General features: G+C 56.1%; 20 protein-coding genes. 10 read left to right on the top strand and 10 right to left on the bottom strand.

Features of this window, described 5'->3' with window-relative positions; translation table 11 throughout:
• The first annotated feature begins 211 nt into the window (after positions 1-211).
• Positions 212-835 carry a uracil-DNA glycosylase family protein gene (locus EIK79_RS09420; protein ID WP_124954867.1) on the top strand — a complete coding sequence of 208 codons (624 nt, stop codon included), beginning with the start codon at positions 212-214 and terminating at the stop codon, positions 833-835.
• A gap of 49 nt (positions 836-884) precedes the next feature.
• On the opposite strand, the gene EIK79_RS09415 is transcribed toward EIK79_RS09420, so the two are convergent.
• Together EIK79_RS09415 and EIK79_RS09410 are read right to left on the bottom strand one after the other, a co-directional pair.
• Positions 885-2,246 carry a sodium-dependent transporter gene (locus EIK79_RS09415; protein ID WP_124954866.1) on the bottom strand — a complete coding sequence of 454 codons (1,362 nt, stop codon included), beginning with the start codon at positions 2,244-2,246 and terminating at the stop codon, positions 885-887.
• Between the two features lie 219 nt (positions 2,247-2,465).
• On the bottom strand, positions 2,466-3,185 hold the full coding sequence (locus EIK79_RS09410; RefSeq protein WP_124954865.1) for an SDR family NAD(P)-dependent oxidoreductase: 720 nt from the start codon (positions 3,183-3,185) through the stop codon (positions 2,466-2,468).
• Between the two features lie 250 nt (positions 3,186-3,435).
• Here EIK79_RS09410 and sucC point away from each other — a divergent pair, with 250 nt between their 5' ends.
• Entirely contained in the window at positions 3,436-4,578 is a 1,143-nt protein-coding gene (gene sucC, locus EIK79_RS09405; RefSeq protein WP_124954864.1) for an ADP-forming succinate--CoA ligase subunit beta, read from the top strand.
• Positions 4,575-5,444 (top strand): succinate--CoA ligase subunit alpha, encoded by an 870-nt coding sequence (gene sucD, locus EIK79_RS09400; protein WP_124954863.1) that lies wholly within the window; start codon positions 4,575-4,577, stop codon positions 5,442-5,444. Before sucC ends, sucD begins: the two co-directional genes overlap by 4 nt.
• A 46-nt stretch (positions 5,445-5,490) precedes the next feature.
• Here the strand turns inward: sucD and EIK79_RS09395 are convergent, their stop codons facing one another.
• From EIK79_RS09395 to EIK79_RS09375, 5 genes are all read right to left on the bottom strand, one after another.
• Positions 5,491-5,952, bottom strand: coding sequence for a hypothetical protein (locus tag EIK79_RS09395; protein ID WP_124954862.1), 462 nt, complete (start codon positions 5,950-5,952; stop codon positions 5,491-5,493).
• Between the two features lie 295 nt (positions 5,953-6,247).
• The gene (locus EIK79_RS09390; RefSeq protein ID WP_124954861.1) at positions 6,248-7,342 is read right to left on the bottom strand and encodes a helix-turn-helix transcriptional regulator; all 1,095 of its coding nucleotides are present in this window, start codon (positions 7,340-7,342) and stop codon (positions 6,248-6,250) included.
• Positions 7,343-7,515: 173 nt separating this feature from the next.
• The gene (thyX, locus tag EIK79_RS09385) at positions 7,516-8,259 is read right to left on the bottom strand and encodes an FAD-dependent thymidylate synthase (protein ID WP_124954860.1); all 744 of its coding nucleotides are present in this window, start codon (positions 8,257-8,259) and stop codon (positions 7,516-7,518) included.
• A gap of 73 nt (positions 8,260-8,332) precedes the next feature.
• A complete protein-coding gene (locus EIK79_RS09380; RefSeq protein WP_124954859.1) occupies positions 8,333-9,637 on the bottom strand; it encodes a polysaccharide deacetylase family protein in 1,305 nt (434 codons plus the stop codon).
• A 410-nt stretch (positions 9,638-10,047) separates the two neighbouring features.
• Positions 10,048-11,301 (bottom strand): glycosyltransferase, encoded by a 1,254-nt coding sequence (locus EIK79_RS09375; protein WP_124954858.1) that lies wholly within the window; start codon positions 11,299-11,301, stop codon positions 10,048-10,050.
• A gap of 320 nt (positions 11,302-11,621) precedes the next feature.
• On the opposite strand from EIK79_RS09375, the gene EIK79_RS09370 reads away from it, so the two are divergent.
• The 4 genes from EIK79_RS09370 (at position 11,622) to EIK79_RS09355 (ending at position 17,250) form a co-directional block, all read left to right on the top strand.
• Positions 11,622-12,680: a glycosyltransferase family 2 protein gene (locus EIK79_RS09370; RefSeq protein ID WP_124954857.1), complete on the top strand. Its 1,059-nt coding sequence runs from the start codon at positions 11,622-11,624 to the stop codon at positions 12,678-12,680.
• A gap of 9 nt (positions 12,681-12,689) precedes the next feature.
• Positions 12,690-14,690, top strand: a complete 2,001-nt coding sequence (locus tag EIK79_RS09365) for a hypothetical protein (protein ID WP_124954856.1) — start codon at positions 12,690-12,692, stop codon at positions 14,688-14,690.
• A gap of 194 nt (positions 14,691-14,884) precedes the next feature.
• The gene (locus EIK79_RS09360; RefSeq protein WP_124954855.1) at positions 14,885-16,510 is read left to right on the top strand and encodes an alkaline phosphatase family protein; all 1,626 of its coding nucleotides are present in this window, start codon (positions 14,885-14,887) and stop codon (positions 16,508-16,510) included.
• Positions 16,511-16,611: 101 nt separating this feature from the next.
• Positions 16,612-17,250: a VOC family protein gene (locus EIK79_RS09355; RefSeq protein WP_124954854.1), complete on the top strand. Its 639-nt coding sequence runs from the start codon at positions 16,612-16,614 to the stop codon at positions 17,248-17,250.
• A gap of 20 nt (positions 17,251-17,270) precedes the next feature.
• Here EIK79_RS09355 and EIK79_RS09350 read toward each other — a convergent pair whose 3' ends face one another.
• Positions 17,271-17,624: a hypothetical protein gene (locus tag EIK79_RS09350; protein ID WP_124954853.1), complete on the bottom strand. Its 354-nt coding sequence runs from the start codon at positions 17,622-17,624 to the stop codon at positions 17,271-17,273.
• A 230-nt stretch (positions 17,625-17,854) separates the two neighbouring features.
• Between EIK79_RS09350 and EIK79_RS09345 the strand changes: the two genes are divergently transcribed.
• The 3 genes from EIK79_RS09345 (at position 17,855) to EIK79_RS09335 (ending at position 20,784) form a co-directional block, all read left to right on the top strand.
• The gene (locus tag EIK79_RS09345) at positions 17,855-18,304 is read left to right on the top strand and encodes a plastocyanin/azurin family copper-binding protein (protein WP_233738071.1); all 450 of its coding nucleotides are present in this window, start codon (positions 17,855-17,857) and stop codon (positions 18,302-18,304) included.
• A gap of 55 nt (positions 18,305-18,359) precedes the next feature.
• Entirely contained in the window at positions 18,360-19,805 is a 1,446-nt protein-coding gene (locus EIK79_RS09340; RefSeq protein WP_124954852.1) for a sulfite oxidase, read from the top strand.
• A gap of 166 nt (positions 19,806-19,971) precedes the next feature.
• Positions 19,972-20,784: an enoyl-CoA hydratase/isomerase family protein gene (locus tag EIK79_RS09335; protein ID WP_185715578.1), complete on the top strand. Its 813-nt coding sequence runs from the start codon at positions 19,972-19,974 to the stop codon at positions 20,782-20,784.
• Positions 20,785-20,805: 21 nt separating this feature from the next.
• Here the strand turns inward: EIK79_RS09335 and EIK79_RS09330 are convergent, their stop codons facing one another.
• Both EIK79_RS09330 and EIK79_RS09325 read right to left on the bottom strand, forming a co-directional pair.
• Positions 20,806-21,204, bottom strand: coding sequence for a hypothetical protein (locus tag EIK79_RS09330; RefSeq protein ID WP_124954850.1), 399 nt, complete (start codon positions 21,202-21,204; stop codon positions 20,806-20,808).
• A 99-nt stretch (positions 21,205-21,303) separates the two neighbouring features.
• Positions 21,304-21,585: a hypothetical protein gene (locus EIK79_RS09325; RefSeq protein WP_124954849.1), complete on the bottom strand. Its 282-nt coding sequence runs from the start codon at positions 21,583-21,585 to the stop codon at positions 21,304-21,306.
• Positions 21,586-21,739: the final 154 nt, after the last annotated feature.

Here is a 21,739-nt window from a genome sequence, read left to right as displayed (position 1 = left end):
CAAAAGGATACCGAACCTCAAAAACACACCCGACGTTTCTATTCCGCCGCGACTATCTGTAGGATTTACACAGAGATTCCATTGTGGAGGCCAGCAGTCAGAATCTCCCGAGAGACGACGGCCACACTCCACTCTCAGGACAGTCCTCATCGATCGTGATGGATACTGTCGAACCGAGGACCATTTAGCGGTGGCGAGTGATAGAATAACTGTGGAAAACGTAACCGATCGCACGAGCAACCCGTTTGGAATGACGCCGTCTTGTGACCGGTACGTTCCCGGCTATGGGGATGCCAACGCCGATTTTCACGTTATCGGAGACCATCCCGGCGTTCATGGAGGGCGCGACACTGGCGTGCCGTTCACGAACGCGGCCGGGTTGTCCCTTCAGCGCGCGCTCGCCACGGCGGGGTTGATCGGGGAGACGGGTGAGCGCCCGACAGTGAACGGGACGTTTTTCTCGTATCTGCACCAGTGTGTACCCGACGGCGAACCGACCGAGCGCGCGTACACGGATATGGAGCGATTTTTCGACGCGGAGCTTCGCGCCATCGCGGCCCACGTGCTGTTACCGGTCGGCGAACGCGCGACCAGACACGTCCTCGAAACGTACACCGCTCGGTCGATGAACGGATCGACGCTCACTGAGCGTCACGCTCAAGAGCTCCGCGGCAGTGGCTTCCTCGTCTATCCGATTCTTGACCCGTCCGAGTGGACGGATGACGACGAAGAACGGCTCATCAACGCTCTGTCAGAACTACAGGCCACAGACTACTACCGACAAGCCGATCTCGGGCGGTTTCTTCCCGCCGATGAACCGTATCATGTGAGATGACTGTCTGTTAGATCCCTCGATGCGCTCAAAAAAGTTCGAGAACAGTCCCTTACAGAAGCAGTGGTGGGACGATCGACGTTCCTTTTTCTAAGGTGAAAAACAGGTCGTGGATGTTCAGAAGGAACACAACGACAACTACCACCAACACGAACGTACGGAGCGACCACAGCCAGACGGTCCCGAAGGAATCTCCGGCCATACCCTTTTTAATCTCATCAACGGCGTCATCACCCATGATCCATCCGACGAAGATTACGACGAACAGCACCGTTGTCGGCAACAACAGCGCGACTCCGATCCCGTCGAACCAGCTGAGCCACGCGATATCCCATGCGGACGGAACTCCGAGCACGAAGGCACCACCGCCGATTCCGAGCGTCGCCTGCATCCGGGGGACACCAAACTCATCTACGACGTAGGCGACTGGGGCCTCCAAGAGACTGATCGCTGAGGAGAGCGCCGCGATCAGAACAACGAAGAAGAATACGATACCGAGGATTTTGCCGATCAACGGCGGGAAATTCCCGAGTGCGATTGGGATAGCCACGAACACGGCACCGATGCCGCCTCCTTCAGCGGCTCCAACCGACAGTCCACCGGCGAACAACAGCGGGAGCACAACCGTCCCGGCGAGGATCCCGACGAACGTGTTCGTGACAGCGATCGACAACCCGTCAGCCCCGAGGCTATCATCTTTACCGAGATAGGAAGCGTACGTGATCATTACGCTGAACCCAACCGACAAAGAAAACAGTGCTTGCCCTGTTGCAGCCGGAATGATCTGTGTGAGGTTCGACGTGATCGCAGTGACGTTCGGATCAAAGAGGAATTCGTACCCCGGCGCTGCATCCGGAAGCATAAACGCGTACACCGCAAGCCCGAGCAACAACACAACGATGCTGGGCACCATGAACTTCGTTGCAAGCTCGATTCCTCGCTCGATCCCGAACGCCACGATCCCGATCGTGATCGCCATGAATAGGACGTGGGTGAGCACCGAGCTACTACCGGCAGACGCCGCTCCGAAGTACGCTTCCGGCCCGGCAAGTGCGGACCCGGTAGCGCTACCAAATATGTATCGAAGCACCCACCCCCCGATGACACTGTAATACGACAGTGTCCAGAAGCTGGCGAGCACTCCGATCGCACCGATAAATCGCCAGTTCCCCCTGCCGATCGCGCGGAACGCACCGACTGCATCCACGTTAGCACGCCGACCGATCACGAACTCCGCGAGCAACGCCGGAATCCCGACGATGAGTATCGCAATCAGGTACACGACGAGAAACGCCCCACCGCCCGACTCCGCAACGCTGAACGGAAATCGCCAGATGTTCCCGAGTCCGACGGCGCTACCGACTGCTGCCAAAATGAAACCGATCCGTGTGGTCCAAGTCTCTCGTTCAACCATTAACATTTGCCTGAATGAACGAATCCATATAAGTGCGACGATGAGTCACGTGGCACACGATATCATATAGAAATTAACATTATTCCACATCTATCGAGATAATCCTCCATAAATCCGATCTAAACATCTATTTTCGGTAGTAAAATTACATTCTGAGATTATTCCCCGATATGACTGTGGTGTGCGAACGACGCTGTCAGCACTCGCTCGTTCGAACTGTCAGGCAGTACCGTAGACGGGAACCGCCGCACCACTGGTGACAGTCGCCCCACTGCTGCAGAGAAAGGCGACGACATCGGCAATGTCTGTGGGATCGACCCACGCCTCGTGATCGCTATCAGGCATCGCCTCGCGGTTTGCGGGCGTGTCGATGACACTAGGCATGATCGCGTTCGCTCTGACGACACCCGTGTTTTCCGCAGCGATGGTTTCCGTGAGGCGTCTGACACCGGCTTTGGCGGCGCGGTACGGCCCGTCGCCTTCGCCGCCTTCGAGCGAGGAGCGCGAGGAAACGGTGACTACGGTGCCTTCTGAACGTTTGATCTCTGGCAGCGCGTGTTTTGCGGCGAGAAACATCGTTTTGAGGTTTACGTCGAACAGTAAATCGAACGTCTCAACATCGGTTTCCTCGATAGGATCACCACCGCGCCATGTTCCGGCGATAGCACAGAGAGCGTCGATGCGTCCGTGGTCGTCAGCGATCTCGCTCATCACGCGCTCGGCGTCGGTTTCGTCGGTAAAATCGCCCTCATAGAAGTGAATCGATTCGGGCGTGGTGTCGAGCAGCGTCTCTTCATCATCAGGACGTGCGATGTCGGTTCCACAGACGGTAGCGCCCGCCTCTACGAACCGATCGACAACCGCGCTTCCGAGCGCGCCGCTGGCACCCGTCACGACCACAACTGAATCGCTGAAATCAACCTCGAAGGAACAGGACATACTGACGAGGACGGCCGTCTATCGGATAAATCTAGGTCAGCACGCAAAGCGGCGTCCCAACCGTTCCCACATTGTGCAGCTACGACAACCCCTAAGCAGTGTCGTCGTCTGAATACACGCACACGACTGAACGATATTGGTCAATTTATTGTCTATTAACTATTCAAAGCTGCGTATTCTTCATGATAAAAGACCATCTTCAACGACAAATGGACGGGATTTATGCGCATGACGGGCGACTAATCGATTGATGAAGCTACACGAGCATCAGGCGAAGGGTGTGTTCGCGGATACGGGTATCCCGACACCGTCCTCGCAGCTCGCATCGAGCGTCGAGGAAGCAGTCGATGCGGCTGACGCGATCGGCTATCCCGTCGCCATCAAAGCTCAGGTACACGTAGGTGGACGTGGAAAGGCCGGCGGGATCAAACTCGCTGAAAACGAAGACGAGGCTCGTTCTGCGGCCTCCGACATTCTCGGAATGGACCTCAAGGGGCTGCACGTCGAGGATGTTCTCGTCGAAGAGGCGGTGGATTTCACTGACGAGATCTACGTCGGCGTGACGATGGACCGAGGAGCAGGTAAACCCGTCGTGATGGTGTCTGCCCGTGGTGGGGTTGACATCGAGGAAGTCGCTGCCGAAGACCCTGATGCGATCGTCCGCGAGCACGTCGACCCGGCGTTCGGGCTACACCCCTACCAAGCACGGCGTGTCGCGTTCGAGGCTGGTCTTGGAGCAGTTGCCACAGACGTTGCTCGTGTGCTGTCCACGTTGTACGAGCTGTGGGAGGACAACGACGCGACCGAAGTGGAGATCAACCCGCTGATGGTCACCGCAGACGAGGATGTCGTCGCGGCTGACGCGGTGATGAACGTCGACGACGACGCTCTCTTCCGTCACCCCGAGATTGCCGAGATGGAAAGCGAGGCGGCAGACGACGATCTCGAACAGAAGGCGAACGAGTATGACTTCGATTACGTTCGCCTTGACGGGAACGTCGGCATCATCGGCAACGGTGCTGGGTTGGTGATGACGACGCTCGATATCGTAGACTACTACGGGGGCGCGCCCGCGAACTTCCTCGATATCGGTGGCGGAGCGAAAGCCGAGCGAGTGACGAACGCGCTGGATATGGTGTTTTCGGATGAAAACGTCGAGTCAGTCGTGTTTAACATCTTCGGTGGGATCACCCGCGGCGACGAAGTTGCAGCAGGGATCAACGAAGCCCTCGAACAACTCGATGAGATCCCCAAACCGGTCACCGTTCGGTTAGCGGGAACTAACGCAGAAGAAGGACAGGAAATACTGAACACTGATCTCGTCTCGGTCGAGGAAACGCTTGAGGCGGCCGTTCAACACGCTGTCGAAAACGCACAGGAGGCAGACAGATGAGCGTACTAGTCGATGATGACACGCGCGTTGTAGTACAGGGAATCACTGGTGGGGAAGGAAAGTTCCACACCGACCAGATGATCGAATACGGCACGAACATCGTCGCCGGTGCCGTTCCGGGACGCGGTGGCGAGCACGTTTCTGGCGTGCCGGTGTACGACACACTCGAATCGGCGGTGACCAAACACGACGCGACTGCCGTCGTGGTGTTCGTCCCGCCTGCGTTCGCAGCGGATGCGATGTTTGAGGCGCTTGATACCAGCGTCGATCTAGTCGTGACGATTACCGAGGGCGTTCCTCAACAGGACATGAGCCGCGTCTACCGGCGTCTACAGGAAACCGACACGCGACTCATCGGTCCCAACTGCCCCGGAATCATCACGCCCGGCCAGTCCAAACTCGGGATCCTTCCCGGCAACATCTTCACCGAGGGGAACGTAGGGTTGGTCTCCCGATCGGGAACGCTCACGTACCAAGTCGTCGACAACCTCACGCAACGCGATATTGGTCAGTCGACCGCGATCGGTATCGGCGGCGATCCGATCATCGGCACCGACTTCATCGATGCTCTAGAACTGTTCGACGCCGATCCTGACACTGATGCCATCGTAATGTGTGGCGAGATCGGCGGTGAGGACGAAGAGGAAGCCGCCGCATACATTGACAACAACGTCACGACGCCTGTCGTCGGGTTCATTGCCGGCCGCACCGCGCCGCCCGGAAAGCGGATGGGACACGCTGGAGCCATCGTGAGCGGTTCGGGAACGGGTACCGCAGCGAGTAAGATCGAAGCCCTCGAAAGCGCGGATGTCCCTGTTGGCGACACACCAGCAACTGTCGCTGATTACGTCGAAAGCCGCTTGTAAGAATTCGTCCCCTACTTATTCTGACCGTTCGACCGGCAGCAACTGCTCATGTGCTGTTCGGTCGATGGATAATGTGTGGCTCAGTCACACATTCTGTCTCCGACGCGTCGGAGCTGGCGACGATCGCAACGTCGACCTCTGTCGAAACTTCGCGGCTCTCATCAACGTATTCGGCGTGACACGTCAGATACACGTCGGTGACGATTCCGTCAGTCGTCTCGATCTCCCAGTTGAGATCGTACGTTCCCCCATCGCTTTCGATGAACCGGTTGGGTGTGAGCGTATCGTGATACGCTTCGGTCTCTTCTATGTCCGCGAGGTTATCGACGTGGACATGATCCTGTACTTCTGAGCCAAACACCTGATTGAGGCACGTCTCAGCGATGTCGTCAGCGGTTTGTAGGAACGTCATCAATCGATCGTCCCACCACCATTCGTAGGTATCGCTCTGGTCCTGCCCGGTTTCCTGTTCGCTGGAATCGTGTCCGTCTGCCTCCGTCGTTTGCATGGTTGCACTCACCCTGAGAGCCACCGCCCGAAATCTGTATACGGGCTGAGACTCAGCACTCCGTGACCCTCGTACTACGTTCAAGGATTCCACCGCATAAATACCTGCCTGTACGAACAAAATAATCTAACATCCGATGAAAACAGACCAAAATGCCGTACGGCAGCATATTATGAAATATACTATTGTTGATGTATAGGTGTGTTTCACAATAATTTGGGTATCGATCGAAAACTCGTCAGTGATCAGACCGATATGATTATTGTGTGATATTTATGAAGTCGGGACCGTGGTCCTACTCGTCTTCGAATGGAGATCGAACGGCTTCCGGCTCGTTACCGACGAGGCTGATAATGTTTTCTCTGCCGACTCGGAGCTTACTGATGAGATCCTCGTCGTCCATCTCCGAGAGGAGCATGCTGACTTTCGATTTCGACCAACCGGTTTGTTCGACGATCTTCACCTGCTTCATTCGACCGCCGTTTTCGCGCAACAGCGATAGGATGCGGTCTTCGTCGGTCATGAGATCCGCTTCGGTGATGGTTGGCATCTCGTCTCTCGATCCGTTCTCTTCTGTGGAACGGTTGCTCAGTTCGGCCGGCAATCTGAGCGTGATGAAACCGCGACGGAGTGCGATCCCGAGACCGAGTCCAATGAGTACCACCACAGCGAATCCAGTAAGCCAGGACAATGGCAGCCACTCCGTCGTCGTTGCGTAACTGGACGCGTCCTCGTTGTCCGTTTTGAGCACGACCTGTGGTTTGCTGTCGTAAAACTGTCGGCTGGTGTTTGAGGCGACCCACGTATACGTGTTCGACGATTGATCGTCCGGTTCCGGGCTTGCGTTTACGGCCCGCATCTCATCGCTCCACGATATTTCGATCCGTTGATTCTGGCGGATGTACAGCCCTCCAGTGAACACGTCACCGACGATCACTCGGTTCCCATCGACCTCAGAGAAGTTCGACCACAGAAACGACATCTTGACGATGCCGGAGTTGTCCAACCGACTCACGTACGCTTCACGAGAGAACGACGACGCGTTCATCTGCCGGCCGGTCTGATTCGTCCCTTTGTCGGTCAATACGTGGGCACCCTGCTTGAAGTGAGCGTACAGCTCCGGATTTTCCTGCTTGTTAAACGTCTTAGCAAACGATGTGAACTGCTCTCGCTCCGATTGCGTCGCCAGATCGCGGCGATACACGTACGTCCAGCGCACAGACCCGTTCATTTTGACGTCGATGCGGAACGTCTGCCGGTCGAATTCCTGTCCGTCGACGACCAACTCCGGTTGTGCATCGGGTGATGCCGACGCCGAGTGAGACTCACCAACAGTTACCACACCAGCAGCTGTGAACACGAGGACCACGGCAGCGAGCACCCGTAGCATCGTTCGTTACTTTTCCCGTGAGGATATAAAACGGGTGTGACTTATCCGTGCGATCGCACCCGTTTCATTGCCAGTTACGCGACGGACCTGCGAGTCGTGGGCAGTCTCGCTCTGCGAGCATTTCATCGTGGCGCAAATTGGATCGGTTCCCCCTTCATCAAAGAGAGACGACATCATGGTGCTAGCCTATTCTTTCGCCCTTTCATGTGCTTTTCGTAGTGATCGAACGTGATCGGACACCACTCACTAGCCAAATCAAGCACTTGTTCTGTCATGCGTCTGACTTCCCACTGGCTATCAGCGGCCGATCGCATATCCGCAACGTGCATCAACATCCGTGCGTTGAGTGTCATCACCATGTTCACTTTGCTCCCGATCGGCAGCACGAACCGAGCGTCTTCGGGCGGAAGTCCGAGATCAAGGAGTTGCTGATACGACTCGACTGAGCGAACGACCGACTCTTTGAACACTCGTTCGCGTTCTTCGAGAGTTTCCTCGGAAACGGAGCCACCCTGCTGGTTCCGTCCGATCCAGTCAGCGTCGCTCACCGACGGCGGCGCAACGATCAGCTCGCCCGCTCGCACGTCCTCCGGATCGATGTCATCGAACGAGACGTATCGCTGGCTCTGAATGTCGAACGAGACGTGCCGGTGACGGGTGATCTGGGCCATACACGAACGGCTGATACCTTTCACAGCGAACGTCGCGTGAACGTGTTCGAACGGCCCGAAATGACCGTGCCGAAGAAGGTGGCCGATGAGTGTACGCTTTTTTTCCTCAATCGTCTTACCCTCAACCGATTCCATCGTGGATTCGAACGACTGCTCGCCAACGAAGCTGCTCGAATAGTCGTTTCTCGCTGCTGTACAGATGACACGCTCAGGGGCATCGGTCGCTTCGAGCAAGTGAACGTCCATAGTCGGTTCCGGAAACGCGACGAGTCCTTAAGTTTGGTTTGGGTCGGACGAGTCGACCCGTCTGACCGTGGTGTCAGTTTCCGATCGAATCGAGGAACTGGCTTGGTGAGACCACGTCCATTTTCTTTTTGTCTACGTGCTTAACGACTTGTTTGAAATCCGCTGGCGTTGTCTCTTTATTTTCACCAATCTTGTGATACTGAACGACGACCATCTGATTGAACTGCTCGGCCAGATCCAGTAGTTCGACAACCGCGTCGGGTGAAGCACCCATCACGCGGGGGATGGTGTACATGTTCGTGGGTTGTTTGGCGTTGCCCGGCCCGGCTCCGAACATGAAGTTGGTTTTGTGGTTGTTCCGAATGATGTCGAGGGTCGCCCGGTTGACTCGTCCGTTGGGCGCGACGAAATGTCTCGCTCCCGTTTTGAATCCGATCGAATTGAGCTGTTGTTTCGACTGTGTGATCGCTTTTTTCTGTTCTTTTTTCGGTCGTGTCGGAAGCTTGTCAGTCGACGTGTGTGACATCATATCCCACCCGGCACTCGCCATCTCACGCATGTTTCCAGTGCTCAATCGGCCTTCCGATCCGATCACGTCGGGGATGATGGCGACTCCTGCCTGCCAGTCGCGTTTTTTGAACATGGGGAACACGGTATCGTAAGCGGCCTTGACCGAGTCGTCGAACTGGAACATCACCTTCCCCTTGTCTGCTTTCGGGACCTTCCGGAGATCGTCGATCCCAACATCGATTGGCTTACCGCCCTCGGTCATGACGCTGATCTGTACGGTGAACACGGAAGACGGATCCGGCTGGCCTTGTTTCCCCGTGTAGCCGAGATCGAACCGAGTCCATCCGTTCAGCTCTTGGGGGATGAACCGACGGCACGTGAGACTACTGCTCTGGGTCGGTGCATGGCATTTGATCGCGATGTGTCCTCTCGTGGGCTTTCTGAACCGAACCGCCAGCGAAAGGTCGTGCTTGCTCAGATCGAGGGCGCTGTTCTTCCCCGAATCCGAGTAGAACGAACGAGTAATGGTGACGTTCCCAGCGTCTTGTTTGCCCTTGGCCTGCAATACGAGAGATTGGCTCCCTTTGAACGCGTTTTTCGTGTCCGTCGTGAATTTGCCTGCGTCCGTCTGCCAGCGGTCTTTGACGTTACCCTCGAAATCGTCTATCACGGAGCCGCCAGGACCGGAAGATGATCCGGAGTCCGTTCCTTCTGTTCCGGATCCGTCCGGCGTGTTGGTGGGGGTACTCGTTGATTCGCTATCACTGCCAGGGCCGGTTGGGATCATTCCCGAACAACCGGCGAGCGAGAATGTACTGGCTGTTCCGAGCGTTGCAAGCAATGTGCGGCGGGTGGTTGGACGCCTCATTGGTTGTACTCTCTCCTAACGGAGACAAAACACTTTATAATCCAACTCATAATCTCGGAGAAGTGTGTGTCGATTCGGAACTCATAATTGGGCGACTCGATCCGATCTGTGTCTATTTCATACTATATCTATTACAAACAATACCAGGAACTAGTTATCAAAATTATTTCCCTGGTGTAAGATACCTGCCTGCATACAACAAGATTTCTATTAGTTGAGAGTCATGAAATATATATTGTCTATTCAGCGTCGACGATACGAGCTCTCCTCGATACAGGCAGTAACCGATCATCCACGACGGGCGGCTGTTTCTGTGCTTTTAAAATCTGGTGGAGAACTACGGCGAGTAGACCATCGGTATCATCGATTTCCTTGACAACGCACTTGATTTCGGTTCGTCGAGTGCCGTCTCAATCAGCCATCGACGCGACAGCGTGGTACCGATCGGAGAACTGCTGTTCGACCGTTTCTGGAGCGAACTGTTCGATGTGCGCGGGGATAGCGTCGTAATAGGTGGTGTAGCTTTCAACGAGCCGTTCGAAGGCGTCCGCCAGCGCTTTGGGTTCACCAGTCATAAACTGCTCTCCAGCCGGCCCAACGATGTAGTCCGTGCTTCCAACGTCGGCAGCGAGGATTGGCGTTCGAGACGACAGCGCCTCAAGGAGCACGCGCCCGAACGGTTCATCAAGAAGCCCCGGATACACGAACGCGTCCGCGTTCTCGTAGACTGTTGGGAGTTCGTCGTGATCGACGTATCCGAGCCACTGGATGGCGTTCTCTAGATCAAGTTCGTGCGCGAGTTCGTGGAGTTGTTGCTCGTAGGGACCCGAACCGGCAATGTGTAGTTCAACGTCGTATCCACGGCTGAGTATGCGGGAAAGACTGCGAACGAGTACGTGTACGCCTTTGATGTCTTGGAGCGCGCCCACGTACAAGAGCGTGATCGGATCGTCGGATTCTAGAGCTGACCCGTCATTTTCCTCGTCGGTGATCGTTGCGAACGTCTCATCGTAGAAATGTGGAATGACTTCAATCCGGCTGTCGGGAAAGCCGATCGCACCGAAATCCTGTGCCAGGTGCGGTGATAAGGCGTGATACGCGTCGATGTCCCACGCCCGATCGATCGACTCGAAGACAAACTCGATCTGTCCGAGCGAAACGTACCCACTGCGCAGTTCCGAATCGACGCCCTGCCGGCGTTTGAGCGCCGTTGAGGAGATACAACTGGCACATTTCAGCCGTCCGGGCTCCGAACATTTTCGCTCACCGTGGTACATCATGTCGCCCTTCGGGCAGACTGGGAGATAGGAGTTGAGTGTCGAAAGCGTCGGTGTTTCGAGCTCTGCGAGCACTGGCATGAACGCCGAAGAGTAGGAATGTATCAACTCGTGTCGTTCGAGCGCGTCGATTTCTCCCTCCAGCGTGTCGATTTTGTTCGTGAGTGGATGAGGGAGCTTCGGGAGGTTGTCGTGAATCACGTAGTTAACGCGATCCTCAGCGGGTAACGTCGCGCTCGACGCGTCCATCTGGCTCGACACGTAGACCGTCAGATCGTGGTGTTTCGACAGTCGTTCGATGAGCAATGTCGATGTCCGAACAGCACCAGTCCCAGCCGCACCCGGACATTCTGCGGGGATAAAGCCTACGTCTAATCGTTCATTCACGCAGTTTCACCCCATCAATGATCTCGGTCATGTCTGTCCGGTCTCAGCTCCGAACTCTTGATTACTTGCTTTCGTCGGCTACGATGGAGTATGGTACCAACTACCGCGGGGTTATATCACCCCAAATGACCCATAGCTACGGATGTACCGGACAGTTATCGTCGTTAGACGTGTGTCTGTCGTCTGTCGTTCGATCTAGAAACGATAATAAGACCGTAGGAAGCTATGCATCTAGTAAGACCGGGTCTCCGGGTTTAGGGGGTGTATTGTAATATCCCTCCACCAATAAACAGGAGACGAGAGAGTAGACACGCGATAATATGTATCACGAACACACGATTGGCGTCGTCATACCGGCGTACAACGAGGAAGGTTACGTAGGATCAGTTATCGACACGTTGCCCTCGTTTGTCGATAGGGCGTACGTCATAGACGACGGTTCGACGGACGACACGTGGCTCGAAATAACTGACCACGCGGCAGAGTACAACGCGACGCATTCGGCCACGAACGGGTACGACGCTCGTGTCGTACCCATTCAACACAAGGTGAATCGAGGCGTTGGGGGTGCAATCAAGACTGGCTACTTACAAGCATTGGAGGACGGTATCGATGTCACGGCCGTGATGGGTGGTGACGGGCAGATGGATCCGGACGTGCTGACGAAATTCATTGATCCTGTCGTCGATGGGAAAGCCCATTACGCGAAAGGGAACCGCTTTATGAAGTTCCAAACCCTCGACGCAATGCCCCAATTCCGGCTGTTTGGTAACACCCTCCTCTCGCTGTTAACGAAGATTTCGAGCGGCTACTGGAACATCTCCGACCCGCAAAACGGATACACAGCCATCTCACAGGAGGCGCTCCAGCGCGTCGACATTGATGGGATGTACGAGTATTATGGATACTGTAACGACCTGTTGGTGAGGCTCAACCTCGCAGACTGTCGTGTCGCTGATGTCGTTCACTCCGCAGACACAGTGTACGACGACGACTGGAAGAGCCACATCAACTACTCCGCGTACGTTCCGAAAGTGTCGTACATGCTGCTTCACCGCTTTTTGTGGCGGCTGAACCAGAAGTACATCCTTAAGGACTTCCGACCGTTCGCGGCGGCGTACTATCTCGGTGCCGGCGTCACCGGTCTGGGTGTTGCAAAACTGGTTTCGACGATCGCAACCCGGCGTGAACAGTCCGACAACTGGTTCTTCACGATGCTGTCGGGGATCGTGCTCCTGTTGTCAGCGATGGTACTCGACCGGATCGAAAACGAAGAGAAAGGCGTACAAGTCAGAGAGACGCCGACATCGCTCTCCACGACCGACGTCTTCAAGAACGGGCGTACTGAGTCGAAAGCGATTCCAGCCGACGACGACTGATCGATATCGATGAGTACTCGACCTGGCCTCCTCGGGATGGCACGACAGGGCCGTCTCGATATTATCGCGGGCTTGCTCGGACTACTGGCAGCCATTGCTATGCTGCCATTGCAATTATTCTTAGATGACGTGTACGTTCGGACGCTTCCGATCGTACTCGGTATCGCATCGTTGCTGTATCTGATTGCGGCCAGGGACGAGTATCCTGGCGATCTACCGACGCTGTCGCCGATGTTGTCACGGCTGCTTCCCCCGCTCATCGTGCTGGGGTCAGCGCTGCTCATCCTGCTCGCGGGGATACAGGGCGAGCGGACGTTGCTGTTCTACGACATCGCAGCCGCCCTCGGGACGACCCTGTTAGTGACGATCCTGTTCGTAGACAGGGATTACTTTTCCCCGACGATGCTGTTGTTTCTGGTCGTCCTGTTCGGGATGGTGTTCCGGTTTGCGGCACTGTACACGACGCCTGGATTCATCGGGATCGATATCTGGACCCACATGGGGAACTGGGGTCCGGCTATCCTCGAATCGCAGTCGCTTCAGCCGATTTCCGGTCGAAAGTACTACGCTGCGCCGCTGTACCACCTACTCGTCGTTGGATCGAGTCTGTTGTTGGATATCCCTCTCAAAATGGCGCTGTATCTCGTTCTCGGGGTAGCGATGCCGCTGTCGGTGTTACTCATCTATTCGACGGCGACGTTTTTCGTCCGCAAACGGTGGGCGGTGTTCGCTACGGCGATCTACGCGATGAGTGCAGCAGTGATCGAGTGGGGGATCCACATCATCCCGACCAGCCTCGGGTTGGTCTTCTTCCTGTCCGTCTTCTACAGCCTCGACCGGATGTTGCGGATTGACTACAAACCCCGCGATTTCGGGATGGTGGTCTTTTTCAGCGTCGCTGTTATTCTCACACACCAGATCTCCGCGTTCATCATGCTCGTATTTACGGGATCCGGGCTGCTCGCGTACTTCGCGCTCGGACTCGGACTGTTCGACATCGGACGCCCCAACTGGGAGCGCTCCTCAACCCGGGAATCGGTGAACCTCACCGGGCTGTTGGTGTTCGATCTCGGTCTGATCACGTTCATGTGGTCGCTTACCCCACAGTACGACGGAACGTTTCTAACGGTGATGATTGGATACTTTGGTGACACGCTCGAATCCGGAAGCGTGGGCGATCTCGCTGGGGGAACTGTCCCACCAAGCGTTGCGCCCCAGCCCTCGTTCATGAGCACGATCATCGAGTATCTCGACGTGCTGGGGTTCCTGCTGATGTTGCTGTTAACGATCGTCGGTTGTTACTACATCATCCGGCAAGAGAACATCTCACACGCAATGTTCACGAGCGTGGTTGCCACCGTCCTCATGCTCATCTTCGTCTTCGGCTTCCCGATGCTTGGAGTGCGAACGTTCGTTCCCGGACGATGGTTCCCGTTCGTCGCAGCGCCGATGGCGGTCGTCGCGGCGATCGGATTGTCGTATCTCGTGAACAACACCAACCCGTCAGTCGTCGTAATCGTGCTGTTGGTGTTCATCCTCGCCTTCCCGGCGGCGTCGTTCCTCGCAAGCGACAGCACCCAAGAAAGTCCGCCGTTCTCGGAAACGCAAACCCGGTACAGCTACACCGAATCGGAGATAGCCGCCGTGAACGTCGTCGACACCTACTTCGAAAAAAACCAGTCGATGTGGTCGACCGACCAGCCGTACTACACGGTGTTCGAACGGACGGAAGCACGATCCGACGAGTACATGCAGGCGTCGATGTTCAAAAACGGGTCCGTTCAAGGCTGGGTTGGAACGGACGCAACCGGCAACGAGACCCTGAACGAGAGCGAAACCATCATCTACCGGGATTACCACCGAAAGGGGGCGGCAAATTTCAACTTCTATTACAACAACGCGAGCACGGCACACAAGCCATCGGTCTCCTTCCAACAGACGTGTGGCGATAATATGAATATATTATACAGCAATAAGAAGGTGAAAATATGTAGCCAGCCGGAAGCGTAGATACAGCAGGGTTCGACTCCTTTCCCACCGTGGAAAGGAAGGAAGGAATAAGTGCACACGGGGCGACCCGAAACAACAATGAGAAACGTATGGATGTCAGTCAGATCACTCTCTCGGCAACCGGATCTTGAACGGATGGTTCATGGATACACGGACACGAAACACAATCATGGAACGACAGCAGGTGGCTCACAATGAGTGACCATCAGATGGAAGCGTTGTTGATCGGAATCGACGCTGGTTGTTTGCCGGTGTTCGAACGTTTGATTGAGGACGATCTCATACCGAATATTCAATCGATCTGTGAACAAGGCGTTGCTGGACCGCTCACCTCGCAGATTCCGCCATGGACGCCAAGCGCATGGCCATCGATGTACACCGGGGTGAATCCAGGCAAACACGGAACGTTTGGTTTCGTCGATTACGACGGCTACGATTGGCACGTTGTGAGTGCTGATTACATCCGCGAACACGCGATGTGGACGTTGTTAGAGGAACACGACATGTCGAGCGTCGTGGTAAACGTTCCGGTCACCCATCCCCCCGACGAGATCAATGGCGCGATCATTCCGGGGTTCATCGGTCCGGAGCACCCGGAATCACACCCCGACGGAGTGCTTGATGACGTTCGAGAGGAACTCGGTGAGTATCGGGTGTATCCGATCTACGAACGCGACGACGAAACGTGGACGGACGCAGAAAAGATGGACGAGTATACGACGCTGGTTCAGATGCGCGGTGAAGCGTTCCGGTATCTTCACGGCCGGTTCGAACCAGATTTCGGCTTCGTTGAATTCCAGAAGCCGGACACCGTGTTTCACGAGTTCCGTGGCGACTGGGAGAAGGTGAAAACGGTGTACAAAGAAACCGATCGTCAGATCGGGAAACTCCTTGAGGAATGTGACGCGAAACGTGTTTTCATCGCTAGCGACCACGGAATGGGTCCCTACGACAAACAAGAGTTTCGCATGAACGAATTCCTCAAAGATGAGGGATTCGTTGTGACGACGCAAGGCGGCAAAGGGATGCCTTCATGGAACCCGATCCGAAACCAGCTTCGGGAAGGCGAAAACGAAGAGACGTGGGAGCCCGGTGTCTTCGAGCGGCTGGCGGCGAAAGTTGCGAAGCACGGTGTCACTGCCTCCCGCGTCGGTGATGGACTCCGAAAGATCGGACTCAACCACATTGTAAAGCAGTACGTGCCTGACAACGTTGCACGGACTGCGAGCGAACAGGTGGACTTTCCGGAATCGACGGCATACATGCGCGCACGTATCGAACTTGGCGTTCGGATCAACCTCGAAGGGCGTGAACCGGACGGCGTCGTATCTCAAAACGAGTACGAATCAGTCCGGTCTGATCTCATCGATCGGCTCCAATCCGTAGAGACGCCCGAGGGTGAACCGATGTTCGAAACGGTCGCCCCCCGAGAAGAGTATTACGACGGCCCGTACGCCGAAAACGCCGTCGACATCGTAACTATCCCGAAAGACTTCGAGTACTTCCTCTCGGCACAGTTGCTCGGAGAGCAGTTCGGGCCTCCAACCGAGCCGTGGAACCACAAACGAGATGGTGTGTTCGCGGCAATGGGCGAGGATATCGATGACTCCGTATCGATCGAGGACGCTCATCTGTACGATGTCGCTCCGACGATCATGGCCGCACTCGGCGTTCCCCGCAGCGACCGCATGGATGGACGCGTTCTTCCGGTCGTCGAAGACACCGGTACGGCTGACTACCCCAAGTACGGTGATGGCGTTGAGGACAACGTCACCGACGAAGCGGTCGAAAGTAGATTGGCCGATCTCGGCTATCTCTGAAACACGACGCGCCCTGCTTGTACAGTCATGGCTTCGAGAGTGATCGGATAGGTTGAGCTATCAAGGGACAAGCCCACGGCTCTTCGGCACGAACGAACAGTATGGTTGATTCCACTGACCAGTCGACCGAGAGCGACATTTCTCCAGAACCACCCGACAGCCTGATTCACACCGCTGGCACGGACCACATCACACTCGTCGGAAGCAACGAGGCAGAGACGATTGCGTTCTATCGGGACGTACTCGGCATGTCACTCGTGCTCCGACAGCCGAACCTCGATGCCCCCGACGTGACGCACCTGTTTTTCGACACTGGAGACGGACGCATGCTCACGTTTTTCGTGACCGATCAGCGCGACTCCCACGAGGGACCCCAACGTCCTCCTGTCGGCGGTGTCCATCATCTGGCGTTCCGTCTCGAACCGGAACGGTTTCTCGAAGCACGAACGTCGCTCACAGAGGAAGGCTATCAGGTCAACGAATTCGATCGCGGGGCGTTCCACTCGCTGTACACCCGCGACCACAACGGTCTCACCATCGAGTTGACCACCGAACCGTATCGGATACCGGACGACAGACGGGGGGAGGTCTTAGCAACTGCGCATCGAATTCGCACGGAAGAAGGGGCTCAGAACGTCGAAACGGATCACATAGAGTCTGCACTCACTGAGTTGGGCATTCCGATCAAACAGTACGGCCATCCTCAGGCAGAGAGCGGGGAGGAGATATCTAACGATTGATAGAGGCGGCCCAACAACGTTCAGGGGGCAGAGGGTCGATGACGAACCGGCGTCCACATCTCTCGGCTGTTCTTTCTAGGCGGCAGCGAAACGTCGAGGCGTTGGATGAAATCCACAATCATCATCCAGTCGTGACAGTGGGCACACAGGGAGGACCGGTTCGGATACTGTTCGATCTCTGAGGGGGGCCGACAATTGGCTTCTTTGACGAGTTCGTTGCAATTGGGACAGTACAGGAGACGGGAACCGCCTCGTTGTACGATCGCCCACCGAACAGCGGGGATCGAACATTCGATCGGTCTCCCCTCTCGTGGCGTGATCCGAAGCCGTACCTTCAGTGGTTCATTCTTGCTGGTTATCTCGTCGTGCGTCATAGATTGTTTCTACGTTGTAATCGAGCCATCAGTAGTCACGGTGTCTACACTCATGGTCGACGTGGCGACAGTCCCGACTGCGGCGGGGACGCATTCATTACGGTTATTAATAGATAAATATTCCGGTAGAACGTGGAGGGATTACCCTCTCAAGCCGTCCCTCGATCGGCTCGGACACTAGGAATAACGAGTTCCGGAAATTATATCCGGTATATGGAGTTTTGGTATCGATGCTGTTCGAAGAAACAGTAATGGTAACGCGGCGAAGCGTTCTACTACGGATGGGTGCACTTGGAACAGTAGCGACCGGAGCGGGTTGTCTCGGTACGTCGAGCGGAGACAAGACCCCGACCGAGACCGAGGCGAACGAAGTGATTGCCGGACCGAACGGGAACCCCGTCTTCGATCCCAAATCGATCGAGATCCCGGTCGGAGAGACGGTCACATGGCGGTTCGAGAGCACCGGCCACAACGTGAGTGCACGGCCGAAAGACGGTTCGGACGTGATGATTCCCGACGGCGCAACACCGTTTGCGAGCTTTGAGGGGGATAACACGTACGAACTCATTCCAAAAGGAGAAACGTACAGTCACACGTTCGAGACCGCCGGAACGTACACGTACGTCTGTGTCCCGCATATCAATGTTGGAATGATCGGAAATGTAACTGTTTCTGAATGATATTCAACCGATATGAAGATAGAAATACGTCGGTGAGTAACAGAGTCCCACGACGATGCCTCCCACACGCGGATCGACACCTAATGAGGAGTCGACGGACATCGAACACGAACGCGAAACGCCGTACGAGCAATATCTAAACCGACGACAGTATCTTGCTGTGGGATTGACTGCCAGCGCGAGTGTTTTCGCGGGATGCAGTCAGCTGACCGGCGATGAGCAGACACCGACCCCGACACGAACGGAGTCCGATGTCGAAGAACGGCCTGGGTATCACACGTATAGCACAGCCGAACTGCAGGAGAAATATCCGGCGTTGCGGATCTTCTCGAACCAGCCGCCGAACGCCGAGACCAAGCGTCGGGATCAGTACACGGAGTTCACGACGAGCGTCGACGCGACGTACATCCGGAGCCATTACGATTCCCCGAAACTCACCGAAGCGGACCACACCATCTCGATAGCGGGGTTGATCGAGGAACCGACGGAGCTCTCGATGGACGCGCTCAAATCGGAGTTTTCGACCGTCGAGGTGGCGCATACGATGCAGTGTGCGGGCAACGGGCGGAGCTATCTCGATCCGAACGTCGCTGGAACGCAGTGGACGTTTGGTGCGATGGGCACCGCGATTTATGCGGGGACGCCGGTCGGGGAAGTGCTCGAACAGCACGGCGCACAGACAGACGACGATCTGTATCTGGCCGTGATGGGGGCTGACGCACCGGAGGGCGAAAAGGTGTTTGCGCGTTCGATCCCGATGTCGAAGATCAAAAAGGACTGTATCCTTGCTTACGAGCGCGACGGCGAGCCGCTCACCGCCGAACACGGCTTTCCGGTTCGGCTTGTCGCTCCGGGGTGGTATGGCTGCAATAGCGTCAAATGGGTCGATCGGATGCGTGTCATGAAGACGATGCTCCACGACGATGACGACACCATGGACGAACCGGAGCGATACACTCACTGGCAACAGTCCTCCTACCGGATCCTCCCCGAACAGGACAATAAGTCGCGCCAGCACACGACTATCGATACGTTCGACACCGAGGCACAGATGGCTGATGCGGAGATCAAACAGCCGTACATGTATGAGATGCTGGTGAAATCCCTCATCACGTCACCGGTGGAGGGAACAACCGTCTCGCCCGAGAATGGCACTGTTACGGTGCGTGGCGTGGCGTGGGCCGGCGAAAACGAGCTACAAGGGATAGAAATCTCAACCGACGGCGGGACGGAGTTCACCGACGCCGAATTCACCGGTCCCGAACACGGCCCGACCGCGTGGCGACTGTTCCGGTTTGAGTGGGCGGCGACGCCAGGTGAATACACGCTCGTCTCGCGGGCGACTGACGATGAGGGACGGACGCAGCCAGCGACCGTCTCGGACCTCGAAGACGGGCTGAGACGGATAGAAGACGACAAATACCCGTGGAATCGGAAAGGGTACGGTGTCAATGCGTACATGCCCGAGGCGATCACGGTGACGGTTTCCGAAGAGGGCTGAGGGCACCGTCTGCGTGGGCGTCCCGCGATGACGCCCACGCGACGCTCGTGGTTACTGTGTCCGTCGGACAAAACCGAGCACGGATCGGTTTTGTTGGTCGACCGTCGGTGGTTCGATGTTCGTGGAGGGCCATCGGAATTATGAGTATTCGACGAGAGATCGGACCATGACGTACGACACGCTCGACGTGGAACACGCCACCGACCAAATCACGATCATCCGACTCGACGCTCCTGACCGGAACAACGTACTGGATATGCGGATGATACAGGAATTCACCGTGGCCGTCACGGAAGCCGACCGCGATGACGACGTAGACGGGATCGTCGTGACCGCGACGGGCGATATGTTCTGTGCGGGAGCAGATCTGAACTATCTCACAGAGCTATCGTTCGAGGAGGGAACACGATTCATGACGGCGTATTTCGAAGCGCTGGATCTGCTCCGAGACACGGGTAAACCGGTCGTTGCTGGCGTGCAGGGAATCTGTGCTGCTGGCGGAAACGAACTCGTATCCGCGTGTGACCTGATTGTTGCTGAGGAAACCGCCCGGTTCACCCAACCAGAAGCTGGCGTCGGTGCCACGGCGGCGGGCGGTGGCGTTCAACTGCTCCCGCTCGTCGTGGGCGAAAAGCGCGCCAAGGATCTGCTGCTAACCGGACGTATGATTGAAGCTGAAGAAGCCCGTGCGATGGGACTGATCAACCGTGTGGTTCCTGAAGACGACGCCGAACCCCGCGCCGTCGAGCTTACGGAAACGATCGTTGACCATACGAGTCCACAGGCGTACCGAACCATCAAGGCGATCATGAAACCATGGACGAACTTCGGTCTGCTCGGACAGGAGATGGCCCGTGATCTCACTGCACGCGTCTGGGATTCTGCGGAGTTCCGCGAGCGAGCAGCGGCGTTTCTTGCCGATGAGGAGCTTGCTTCTCGGAGTTTCGACGGCGTCCGACCCCCCCGATCGGAGGAATAAAGCGCACCGACAGCCGATCGGTTACACTGGTACACCGGCGGATTCGGTCCCGACGGCTGATTCAGTGATGTGCAACGTCAACAGGATCCTTTCAATATTTTCATCGACATCTGTCGTGAAAACTGAATCAGAGACCATAACGACAGCGACGTAGGCCATCTCGTTAGCGACGGCGAGGAGCATTTTCTGTCGGATCACGGTCGCGTGCTGTTCCATCCGCAGATCGATCACCGTGGCGTCGTGCCCGTTCGGAAGGATTTCGTCTCGACGATCGAGTTCTTCGATAGATCCTCCTTCCTCTTCGATCGAATCTTTGTACCCCTCTACGAACACCGGAACGATGTCCGCGACCGTGAGCGACGATGGAATGTCCTCTGTCACCTCTACGAGCAAGGCACCCACGTTTGATCCGATGGTCACAGCGGCCGGATCCGTCGCGTCGATCGTCCATCCAATCGGGTATTCGATGGTGTACCCGTGACATCCTCCCCGCCGTGAACGGCGGGATTCTCTCGCTGTTTAAAGATAGCGGTCATTCGTGTACGGCTTCCGAGTCGACAGGTCGGGAGCCGTCTCGCTCTCCGTGACCGTGCCCGTCGGTAACTCCGCAGTCGAGGGAGGTGTCGCTGTCGCCGTCGGAACCGGAGTGTCAGTGGCTGTAGTGCGCGCAGTTTCGGAGACCGTCGTTGTCGTGGGCGTAGTGGTCGTTGTGTCATTCCTGTTGATATCAAAATACGTGCCACAGCCGGCGAGAGAGGAGATCCCTGCTGTGAGTCCCACCAGAACGCGCCGTCTGTTCATATTTCCAACATGGACGTTGGCATTATGACACTACCGATATAGGAACGTGTATCGTTCAGATCACCGATCAGTGGCCACTGCTTCGCGTGTCTGGTAGGTTTCGTCTACAGACAACGACAACACGTAAGAGCCTCCATCAGTAATCTCCAGACAT

Origin of the sequence: Halocatena pleomorpha (assembly GCF_003862495.1) — an archaeon.
Lineage (GTDB): Archaea > Halobacteriota > Halobacteria > Halobacteriales > Haloarculaceae > Halocatena > Halocatena pleomorpha.
This window is presented reverse-complemented; position numbering and strand designations above follow the sequence as displayed.

Excerpts from the sequence above, each read along its gene's own strand:
- EIK79_RS09390 (WP_124954861.1), bottom strand. The coding sequence starts at position 7,342 with ATGCTACGGGTGCTCGCTGCCGTGGTCCTCGTGTTCACAGCTGCTGGT.
- EIK79_RS09365 (WP_124954856.1), top strand. The coding sequence starts at position 12,690 with ATGAGTACTCGACCTGGCCTCCTCGGGATGGCACGACAGGGCCGTCTC.
- EIK79_RS09350 (WP_124954853.1), bottom strand. The coding sequence starts at position 17,624 with ATGACGCACGACGAGATAACCAGCAAGAATGAACCACTGAAGGTACGG.
- EIK79_RS09360 (WP_124954855.1), top strand. The coding sequence starts at position 14,885 with ATGAGTGACCATCAGATGGAAGCGTTGTTGATCGGAATCGACGCTGGT.
- sucC (WP_124954864.1), top strand. The coding sequence starts at position 3,436 with ATGAAGCTACACGAGCATCAGGCGAAGGGTGTGTTCGCGGATACGGGT.
- EIK79_RS09340 (WP_124954852.1), top strand. The coding sequence starts at position 18,360 with ATGCCTCCCACACGCGGATCGACACCTAATGAGGAGTCGACGGACATC.
- EIK79_RS09355 (WP_124954854.1), top strand. The coding sequence starts at position 16,612 with ATGGTTGATTCCACTGACCAGTCGACCGAGAGCGACATTTCTCCAGAA.
- EIK79_RS09415 (WP_124954866.1), bottom strand. The coding sequence starts at position 2,246 with ATGGTTGAACGAGAGACTTGGACCACACGGATCGGTTTCATTTTGGCA.
- EIK79_RS09380 (WP_124954859.1), bottom strand. The coding sequence starts at position 9,637 with ATGAGGCGTCCAACCACCCGCCGCACATTGCTTGCAACGCTCGGAACA.
- thyX (WP_124954860.1), bottom strand. The coding sequence starts at position 8,259 with ATGGACGTTCACTTGCTCGAAGCGACCGATGCCCCTGAGCGTGTCATC.
- EIK79_RS09325 (WP_124954849.1), bottom strand. The coding sequence starts at position 21,585 with ATGAACAGACGGCGCGTTCTGGTGGGACTCACAGCAGGGATCTCCTCT.
- EIK79_RS09370 (WP_124954857.1), top strand. The coding sequence starts at position 11,622 with ATGTATCACGAACACACGATTGGCGTCGTCATACCGGCGTACAACGAG.
- EIK79_RS09410 (WP_124954865.1), bottom strand. The coding sequence starts at position 3,185 with ATGTCCTGTTCCTTCGAGGTTGATTTCAGCGATTCAGTTGTGGTCGTG.
- EIK79_RS09335 (WP_185715578.1), top strand. The coding sequence starts at position 19,972 with ATGACGTACGACACGCTCGACGTGGAACACGCCACCGACCAAATCACG.
- EIK79_RS09395 (WP_124954862.1), bottom strand. The coding sequence starts at position 5,952 with ATGCAAACGACGGAGGCAGACGGACACGATTCCAGCGAACAGGAAACC.
- EIK79_RS09345 (WP_233738071.1), top strand. The coding sequence starts at position 17,855 with ATGCTGTTCGAAGAAACAGTAATGGTAACGCGGCGAAGCGTTCTACTA.
- sucD (WP_124954863.1), top strand. The coding sequence starts at position 4,575 with ATGAGCGTACTAGTCGATGATGACACGCGCGTTGTAGTACAGGGAATC.